The following is an 8,591-nucleotide window of genomic DNA, read 5'->3' as shown; positions in this document are numbered from 1 at the left end:
GCCGCCATCAAGGCCAGGTTGTGCGGCATGCGCCGACGCTCGTAGCGGCTCAGCACGCGCACATCGGCCAGGCGCTCGCCGCGCTCATAGGCGTGCTGCAGCACCTCGGCCAGCACGGCCGCATCGAGCAAGCCGAGGTTCACGCCCTGCCCGGCCAGGGGGTGGATGGTGTGCGCCGCATCGCCGATCAACGCCAGCCCTTCGGCCACATAGCGCTTGGCGTGGCGCTGGCGCAGCGGCACGCAGACCCGCGGGTCGCCTGCAGCACGGTGCCCAGGCGGCCTTCGAAGGCCCGCTGCAGTTCGGCGCAGAACGCGGCGTCGGGCAATGCCATCAGACGCTCGCCCTGCTCGGGCGTGGTCGACCATACGATCGAGCACCAGTGCTGCTGGCCATCGCGCAGCAGCGGCAGGAATGCCAGCGGCCCGTCGTCGGTGAAACGCTGCCAGGCCGTGGCCTGGTGCGGTTCGGCGCAGCGTACGCTGGTGACAATGGCGTGGTGCAGGTAGTCCCACTCGCGGGTTTCGCAACCGGTCAGGCGGCGTACCGCCGAGTTCGCCCCATCGGCCGCGACCACCAGCGGCGCACGCAGGGTGCGCCCGTCTGCCAGGGTCAGCAGCCAGTCGTCACCGGAGCGGCGCATCTGCTCCAGGCGCGCGTTGGCCAGCAGGCCGATCTCGCTGTCGTGCAGACGTTGCAGCAAGCCGTCCTGCACCACGCGGTTCTCGACAATGTGGCCGAGCACATCGGCGTGCACGCTGGCCGCCGAAAAGTGGATGCTGCCGGTGCCGCTGCCGTCCCACACGTGCATGTCCGCGTATGGGCTCACGCGTCGTTCACTGATGTGCTGCCAGGCGCCGACCCGTTCGAGGATGCGCTGGCTGGCCATCGACAGGGCACTGACCCGCGGTTCGAACGGGGCCTGTGCATCGAACGGCTTGACCGACAGCGGGCTGCCGTCGAGCAGCAGGATGTCCAGGCCGCTGTGCTGCAAGGCCAGGGCCAGGGCGCTGCCGACCATTCCGGCACCGACAATCAACAGATCTGCGCGCATTTCCATGCTGTTACGCCTGATAAAAAGAGAAAGGGATCATTTGCCCTGCGGGTCCGGGCGCGTGCCCAGGCCCATGGCCTGACGGGCGAACCAGCGCTTGGCCGGGGGCAGCAGGTCGAGGCCCAGCAGGCCCAGGTTGCGTCCGGTGGCCAGCAACGGCTGACCGCTGCCGAACAGCCGCGTGACCTTGTCGGAGAAGCCCACGGTCAGGTCCTGGTCCAGGCGCTGGCGCTCGCGGTAAGCCTGCAGGGTGGCCAGGTCGCCCGGCACCTCGGGCCCGGCCAGCAGACCCTCGGCCAATGCCTGCACATCGCGCAGCGACAGGTTGAAGCCCTGCCCGGCAATCGGGTGCAGGCTGTGCGCCGCATTGCCCAGCACCACCAGGTGCGAGCGCACCTGCTCCTGCGCCTCCACCAGCGACAGCGGGTACAGATGACGCGCGCCGACCTGGCGCAACGCGCCCAGGCGGTAACCGAACACGCCTTGCAGCTCGGCCAGAAAATCGCGCTCGTCGATCTCGGCCAGGCGTTTGGCGTCCATGCCGGCGCGGGTCCAGACCAGCGCGCAGCGGTTTTCGGTCAGCGGCAGCAGGGCCATCGGGCCGTCGTCGGTGAAGCGCTCGAACGCCTGCCCGCAGTGGGCTTCGCTCGGGGTGATATTGGCGATCAGGGCGCTCTGGTGGTAAGGGCGCTGGCTGACATGGATGCCCAACTGCTCGCGCAGCCCGGAGCGCCCGCCATCGGCGAGCACCGCCAGGTCGCACTCCACGAGGGTGTCATCGTCCAGCAACAACCGGTAGCCATCGGCCAGTGGCTGCAGCGCGGTGACCTGCGCCGGGCAGCGCCAGCTCACCACCTCGGCGTCCAGCCCTTGCCACAGGCACTGGCCGAGCCAGGCGTTCTCGACCACATAGCCCAGCGCCGGCACGCCCTCTTCCAGCGCATCCAGGCGGGTGGCGCCAAAGCGGCCGCGGTCGGACACCTGGATCTGGCGGATCGGTTCGGCGCGGCGGCTGATCGGCTGCCACAGGCCCAGGCGCTCGTAGATCTGCCGGGTACCGAACGACAGCGCCGAGGAACGCGCATCGTAGCTGGGCTGGAAACTGTCGCCCGGGGCGAACGGTTCGATCAGCAGGATCTTCCAGCCACGCGCCTTGGCCCCGGCCTGCAGGGCCAGCGCCAGGCTGGCGCCGACCAGGCCGCCGCCGATGATGGCAAGGTTGACCCGGCTCATGCGGCCTGGCTGCGTGCAGCCGCCATCAGTGCTTCGATTTCGGCCACCGTGCGGGGCACGCCGGAGGTCAGGATTTCACAGCCCTGCTTGGTTACCACTACGTCATCCTCGATCCGTACGCCGATGCCGCGCCACTTTTTCGCGACGCTCTGGTTGTCGGCCCCAATATAGATGCCCGGCTCGACCGTGAGCGCCATGCCGGGTTCCAGCACGCGCCACTGGCCGCCGACCTTGTATTCGCCGACATCGTGCACATCCAGCCCCAGCCAATGGCCGGCGCGGTGCATGTAGAAGGCCCGATAGGCCTCGGTTTCAATCAGCTCGGGCACACTGCCCTTGAGCAGCCCCAGTTCCACCAGCCCTTCGGTGATCACCTGTACGGTGGCCTCGTGGGCGTGGTTCCAGTGCTTGCCAGGGGCGATCACCGCAAACGCGGCCGCCTGCGCCTTGAGCACCAGCTCATAGATTGCCTTCTGCTCCGGCGAAAACTGCCCGCTGACCGGAAAGGTGCGGGTGATGTCGCTGGCGTAGCAGTCGATCTCGCAACCGGCGTCGATCAACACCAGGTCGCCGTCCTTGAGCAGCGCGTCGTTCTGCTGGTAGTGCAGGATGCAGCCATTGCGCCCGGCGGCGACGATCGAGCCGTAGGCCGGCATCTTCGCCCCGCCCTTGCGGAACGTGTAGTCCAGCTCCGCCTCCAGGCTGTACTCGTGCAGCCCGGCGCGGCAGGCCTGCATCGCCCGCACATGGGCGCGCGCCGAAATCGCCGCGGCCTCGCGCATCACCTTCACTTCTGCCGCCGATTTATACAGGCGCATGTCATGCAGCAGATGATCCAGCGCAACGAACTCGTTCGGCGGCTGGGCACCGAGGTTGGCCTTGGAGCGGATCAGGTTGATCCATTCCATCAGGTGGCGATCGAACTCGGGGTGGCTGCCCATGGCCGAATACACCCGGTCGCGGCCTTCGATCAGACCAGGCAGGATGTCGTCGATGTCGGTGATGGGGAACGCGTCGTCGGCGCCAAACTCGCGCACCGCGCCTTCCTGGCCGGCGCGCAGGCCGTCCCACAGTTCGCGCTCGGGGTTGCGCTCGCGGCAGAACAGCACGTACTCGCCGTGCTCGCGCCCCGGAATCAATGCGATCACCGCCTCAGGCTCGGGAAAGCCGCTGAGGTACTGGAAGTCGCTGTCCTGGCGGTACACGTGCTCGACGTCACGGTTGCGAATGGCCACCGCGGCCGCCGGCAGGATGGCGATGCTGTTGGGTTCCATCTGCGCCATCAGCGCCTTGCGACGACGGGCATACTCCGCTTTCGGGATATGGGCTATAGGCACGAGGAACCCCTGTTCGGCATGTAGTTAGTGCAAGGACGGCTTGGGCGCGGGCGCTTCTGGCTTGGCCAGCTCGGAGAACAGCAGCATCGGTGCGACGCGCAGGTACTCCATCACTTCCATATAGTCGCTTTCGCCGTCTTCGGACTCTTCCAGCGCGTCCTGCACCTGGGAGATCGCCACCAGGTCCTGCAGCACTTCCTTGGCTTCGGTACTCAGGTCCTTGCCGCCGGCATTCAGGCCGAAACCGGCGATGAAGCCCTGGCACCATTGGCCCAGTGCAATCGCACGCTCGGTCAGCGGGGCATCGTCGGTGGGCAGCAACAGCACCACGGTGACTTCTTCACCGGTGAGCTCGCCCTTGACCATCTCCTGCAGGCCGATCAAGGCATTGCGAACAGTGTCGGCAGGTTCGACTTCGAGCAGCTGGGCGGCATCGGCCAGCCAGCCGTCGACCTCGAAGCCGGCACCGGCGCAACTGCGCCCGAGCAACAGGCCATGCAGCTCGGCAGGCGAAACAGGGTGACCGTTGCTGGAGAGCAAGGTGGCAAAAGCGGTGTACGGCGAATTCGGAATGGGCATGGGCAGCTAGGCGTCAGACGGCGCAATGACTAGAATGAAGGCCTTGTATCCTAGCACCGGCAGGCGCGCCAAGACCATCGAAGCCGCCAATTCGGAGCATGCCGGAACTTAATGAGCGGGTAAGACCCGTCTTACAGAAGCGAGTGGCACTTCATGCCAGAGAACGACCTGCAAGTGCTGATGGGCCGGTTCGAGCTGTTGATCGAACGCGTCGAGCAACTTAAACGGCAAAATGCACTCCTATTAGCTCAGGAAAAATCCTGGCGCGAGGAGCGCGCCCACCTCATCGAAAAAAAACGAGATCGCCCGGCGTAAGGTCGAATCGATGATTTCGCGGCTCAAGGCCCTGGAGCAAGACTCATGAGTTCAAGCAATAGCGTCACCGTTCAGATTCTCGACAAAGAGTATTCGATCATCTGCCCGCCGGAAGAACGCAGCAACCTGGTCAGCGCAGCGCGCTACCTGGACAGCAAGATGCGCGAGATCCGCAGCAGCGGCAAAGTGATCGGCGCCGACCGCATTGCGGTGATGGCTGCGCTGAACATCACCCACGACCTGTTGCACAACCAGGAACGCCCGCAGGCGCCGGCCAGTGGCGCTACCCGCGAGCAGGTACGCGACCTGCTCGAACGTGTCGATCAGGCCCTGGCGACGATGCCGGTTCAAAACCGGCCTGAGTTTCGGGTATACTCTCGCCACTCCCTGGAGTGCTTGCCAGTCGGTCATGTCCCTGAGCCGATACGCACAACCACGGGGGTTGCACGTGGGGCCGGTGTGCATGTCCGCTTGACGGAAAGCCTTAACGCCTCCTGTAATCTCCACCTTGAACTTTCGGGTTCAAGGGCTACACCGACAGCGGTTCGTCGGGGAGCCTGAATTCCATTGCCCACGCCCCCTTGCGGCGTGCGCAGCTGCACTGCCACCCGCGCGTGGCAGTTGCCCCTGGGACCGCCCGTGCCATGACCGACACTGCGCCGTTGACCCGCCCGCAACTTCGCCGCCTGCTGCGTGATGCCCGTCGTGCCTTGAGCCCGGCCGCGCAACAGCAGGCCGCACGCGGCCTGTACCGCCAGTTGGCGCAGCATCCGCTGTTCCGCCGCGCCCGCCACATCGCCCTGTACCTGCCCAACGACGGTGAAATCGACCCGCGCCTGCTGCTGCGCGAGGCCCAGCGCCGCGGCAAGCGCACCTACCTGCCGGTACTGCACGCCTGGCCGAAGACCAGGATGGCCTTCCAGCGCTTCGAGCACGGGGAAAAACTGCGGCCCAACCGCTTTCGTATCCCCGAGCCGCGCATCAGCCAGCGACGCCAGCGGCCGGTGTGGGCACTGGACCTGGTTCTGCTGCCATTGGTGGGCTTCGATGCAACGGGTGGGCGACTGGGCATGGGTGGCGGTTTCTATGACCGCAGCCTGGCCTATCAAGGGCGGCGCAAGGCCTGGAAGAAACCCCGCTTGCTGGGGCTGGCCCACGAATGCCAGAAGGTCGAACGGCTGGCCCAGGCCAGCTGGGATGTGCCGCTACAGGGCACGGTGTCGGACACGGGGTGGTACCTGGCGCCCTGAACGGGCTGGCGGGTCGATCAACGTTGCGCGGGGTTCACCGGCATTTCATAGGCGGCGGTTTCCAGCTTCTGTTCCCACAGACTTTGCGCATAACCCGTGGTGACGACACCCAGGCCGAACAGAAACACCAACACCCAGAGCAGATCCGGTTTGCGATTCATCGATTGCCCCCCTCAGGCAAACTCATCACGATGACAGCAACGGTTTTTATTAGGCCGTGCAGCAGCGTCAAGCTTAAAATGCGCGCATTCTCCGACAACCCGAGGCGACACGCAAACGTTGACGCCAACCGGCTGTCGGTTTCATGCAACAGGTTATTTCAAACCTTGTCTGGAGCGCCCCCATGGCCTACTGGCTGATGAAATCCGAGCCCGATGAGCTCTCGATCACCGACCTTGGCCGCCTGGGCCAGGCCCGCTGGGACGGGGTGCGCAACTACCAGGCACGCAACTTTCTGCGGGCCATGGCGGTAGGCGACGAATTCTTTTTCTACCACTCCAGCTGCCCCGAACCGGGCATCGCCGGCATCGCCCGCATCAGCGCTGCGGCGTATCCCGACCCGACCGCGCTGGACCCCGAGAGCCACTACTTCGACGCCAAGGCCAGTGCCGAGAAAAACCCCTGGAGCGCGGTGGACGTGGCGCATGTCGAAACCTTCGCCAAGGTGCTGGGGCTGGGTTACCTCAAGCAGCAGGCCGCACTGGCCGAAATGCCATTGGTGCAGAAGGGCAGCCGCCTGTCGGTGATGCCGGTGACGGCCGAACAATGGGCGGCAGTGCGCGCTTTGCGCTGAGTCGCGTAGGATGGCCACACATTTGATGCGTATCAACCCGCCACGGTAGGCGAAACGTCAGACTCTGACGTCAATGCAGCAGGACGCAGGTGCATGTCGATGAGTCAACATACCCCCAAATTGTTTGCCGGCGCGCTGATCGCGCTGTTGCTCGGCGCCGGCGGCCTGGGCTACTGGAAGTCGCTGCACGACCGCCTGCCCGAAGGCCTGAGCGCGGGCAACGGGCGACTCGAAGCGACTGAAGTGCAGATCGCCACCAAGGTGCCCGGACGCCTGGCCGAGGTGCTTGCCGACGAAGGTGACGTGGTGAGCAAGGGCCAGTTGCTGGCACGTATCGACACCCGCACCCTGGAGGCCCAGCGCACCCAGGCCGAGGCCGAAGTGCTGCGCGCCCGCGAGAACTACGCCGCGGCCCAGGCCACGGTACAGCTGCGCCAGAGCGAACAGTTGCTGGCCAGCCAGGAACTCAAGCGTATCCGCGAGCTGTATCAGCGCAAATACGCCAGCCAGCAATTGCTCGACCAGCAACAGGCGCGCCACGACACCAGCCACTCGGCAGTGGTGGCGGCACGCGCACAACTGGCGGCGATCAAGGCCGCGATTGGCGCCGCCCAGGCCCAGGTGGCGCAGCTCACCAGCGAAATCGACGACAGCAGCCTGCGCGCGCCGATCAATGGCGTGATCCAACTGCGCCTGGCCGAGCCGGGCGAAGTGCTCGGTGCCGGTGGGCGCGTGCTGCTGCTGATCGACCCCAGCGACCAGTACATGAACCTCTACCTGCCCGCCTCCACCACCGGCAAGCTCACCGTGGGTGACCAGGCGCGCATCGTGCTCGATGCACTGCCCGAGCGCGCACTGCCGGCCAAGGTCAGCTTTGTCGCGGCCAAGGCGCAGTTCACGCCCAAACAGGTCGAAACCCGCGACGAACGCCAGAAGCTGGTGTTTCGCGTCAAACTGCGCCTCACCGAACCCAGCGCCGTGCCCCAGGCCAAACCCGGCATGCCCGCGCCGGCTACGTGCGCAGCGCCCCCGTGGACTGGCCGGCCAACCTGCAATGAGCGCCCTGGCGCTGCACGCCCAGGGCATCAGTCACCGCTACGGCGCGCTTGAGGCCCTGCAGGCGATCAGCTTCGCGCTGCCGGCGGGCACGCGCTGCGGGCTGATCGGCCCGGACGGTGCGGGCAAGTCGAGCCTGCTGGGGCTGATCGCCGGCGTGAAAAAGCTGCAACAGGGCGAGCTGCAGGTGCTGGGCGGCTCGATCCGCCAGCGCCGCCACCGCAACAGCCTGTACCCGCGCATTGCGTTCATGCCCCAGGGCCTGGGCGGCAACCTGTACCCGGACCTGTCGATCCGCGAGAACATCCGCTTTTTCGCCACCCTGTTCGGCCTGAACCGCAGCGAGTGCGACACGCGCATGCATGCGCTGCTGCTGGCCACCGACCTCGAGCGCTTCGCCGAGCGCCCGGCAGGCAAGCTGTCGGGTGGCATGAAGCAGAAGCTCGGGCTGTGCTGCGCACTGATCCACGAGCCCGACCTGCTGATCCTCGACGAACCCACCACCGGGGTCGACCCGCTGTCGCGCCGACGCTTCTGGGAGCTGATCGAACAGGTGCGCCAGGAGCGCCCGCAGCTGACCCTGCTGATCGCCACCGCCTACATGGAAGAAGCCGAGCAGTTCGAACACTGCCTGATGCTCGACCGTGGCCAGCTGATTGCCCAAGGGTTGAGCCGCGACCTGGCCGGCGCCACTGCCAGTGGCAAGCTGGACGACGCCTTCACCTGCTACCAGCGCCAGCAGCAGCAAGACCGCAGCCGCAAGCCGATGCCCCTGGCAATCCCCGCCAGGCCGGCCGACGGCGGCGAGATTGCCATCGAGGCGCATGCACTGACCCTGCGCTTCGGCGACTTCACCGCGGTGAACAAGGTCAGCTTTGCCATCGGGCGCGGCGAGATCTTCGGCTTTCTCGGCTCCAACGGCTGCGGCAAGACCACCACCATGAAAGTGCTCACCGGCCTGATGCCGGCCAGCG

At 66.3% G+C, this 8,591-nt stretch carries 7 protein-coding genes, 1 other RNA gene and 4 pseudogenes; 7 read left to right on the top strand and 5 right to left on the bottom strand.

Annotated features, from left to right (window positions below; genetic code table 11):
• The 4 genes and pseudogenes from G3436_RS22075 to G3436_RS22060 all read right to left on the bottom strand — a co-directional run.
• Positions 1 to 1,054 (bottom strand): annotated as a pseudogene (locus G3436_RS22075) (2-octaprenyl-3-methyl-6-methoxy-1,4-benzoquinol hydroxylase); the annotation flags it as partial.
• Between the two features lie 36 nt (positions 1,055 to 1,090).
• Entirely contained in the window at positions 1,091 to 2,287 is a 1,197-nt protein-coding gene (gene ubiH / locus G3436_RS22070) for a 2-octaprenyl-6-methoxyphenyl hydroxylase (protein WP_163949464.1), read from the bottom strand.
• Positions 2,284 to 3,618 (bottom strand): Xaa-Pro aminopeptidase, encoded by a 1,335-nt coding sequence (pepP, locus tag G3436_RS22065; RefSeq protein WP_163949467.1) that lies wholly within the window; start codon positions 3,616 to 3,618, stop codon positions 2,284 to 2,286. Before pepP ends, ubiH begins: the two co-directional genes overlap by 4 nt.
• Positions 3,619 to 3,648: 30 nt before the next feature.
• Positions 3,649 to 4,203: a YecA/YgfB family protein gene (locus G3436_RS22060; protein ID WP_163949461.1), complete on the bottom strand. Its 555-nt coding sequence runs from the start codon at positions 4,201 to 4,203 to the stop codon at positions 3,649 to 3,651.
• A gap of 153 nt (positions 4,204 to 4,356) precedes the next feature.
• Here G3436_RS22060 and G3436_RS22055 point away from each other — a divergent pair.
• The 4 genes and pseudogenes from G3436_RS22055 (at position 4,357) to G3436_RS22040 (ending at position 5,768) form a co-directional block, all read left to right on the top strand.
• A pseudogene (locus tag G3436_RS22055) lies at positions 4,357 to 4,567 on the top strand (TIGR02449 family protein).
• A pseudogene (locus G3436_RS22050) lies at positions 4,564 to 4,854 on the top strand (cell division protein ZapA); the annotation flags it as partial. The pseudogenes G3436_RS22055 and G3436_RS22050, both read left to right, overlap by 4 nt.
• Positions 4,855 to 4,899: 45 nt before the next feature.
• Positions 4,900 to 5,077, top strand: a non-coding RNA gene (gene ssrS / locus G3436_RS22045) — 6S RNA.
• Between the two features lie 85 nt (positions 5,078 to 5,162).
• Complete coding sequence (locus G3436_RS22040; protein ID WP_163949457.1) at positions 5,163 to 5,768, top strand: 5-formyltetrahydrofolate cyclo-ligase; 606 nt, start codon at positions 5,163 to 5,165, stop codon at positions 5,766 to 5,768.
• A 17-nt stretch (positions 5,769 to 5,785) separates the two neighbouring features.
• Here G3436_RS22040 and G3436_RS27060 read toward each other — a convergent pair whose 3' ends face one another.
• Positions 5,786 to 5,929, bottom strand: coding sequence for a hypothetical protein (locus G3436_RS27060; RefSeq protein WP_178116561.1), 144 nt, complete (start codon positions 5,927 to 5,929; stop codon positions 5,786 to 5,788).
• Positions 5,930 to 6,111: 182 nt separating this feature from the next.
• Here G3436_RS27060 and G3436_RS22035 point away from each other — a divergent pair, with 182 nt between their 5' ends.
• The 3 genes and pseudogenes from G3436_RS22035 to G3436_RS22025 form a co-directional block, all read left to right on the top strand.
• A complete protein-coding gene (locus G3436_RS22035) occupies positions 6,112 to 6,561 on the top strand; it encodes an EVE domain-containing protein (protein ID WP_163949453.1) in 450 nt (149 codons plus the stop codon).
• Positions 6,562 to 6,654: 93 nt separating this feature from the next.
• Positions 6,655 to 7,619, top strand: a pseudogene (locus G3436_RS22030) (HlyD family secretion protein).
• The coding region (locus G3436_RS22025) for an ATP-binding cassette domain-containing protein (protein WP_163949436.1) at positions 7,616 to 8,591 on the top strand (976 nt) is incomplete at its 3' end. The pseudogene G3436_RS22030 and the gene G3436_RS22025, both read left to right, overlap by 4 nt.

Origin of the sequence: Pseudomonas brassicae, from assembly GCF_010671725.1 — a bacterium.
Lineage (GTDB): Bacteria > Pseudomonadota > Gammaproteobacteria > Pseudomonadales > Pseudomonadaceae > Aquipseudomonas > Aquipseudomonas brassicae.
Note: the sequence above shows the minus strand (reverse complement) of the source record. Positions and strands in the feature narration are given on the sequence as shown.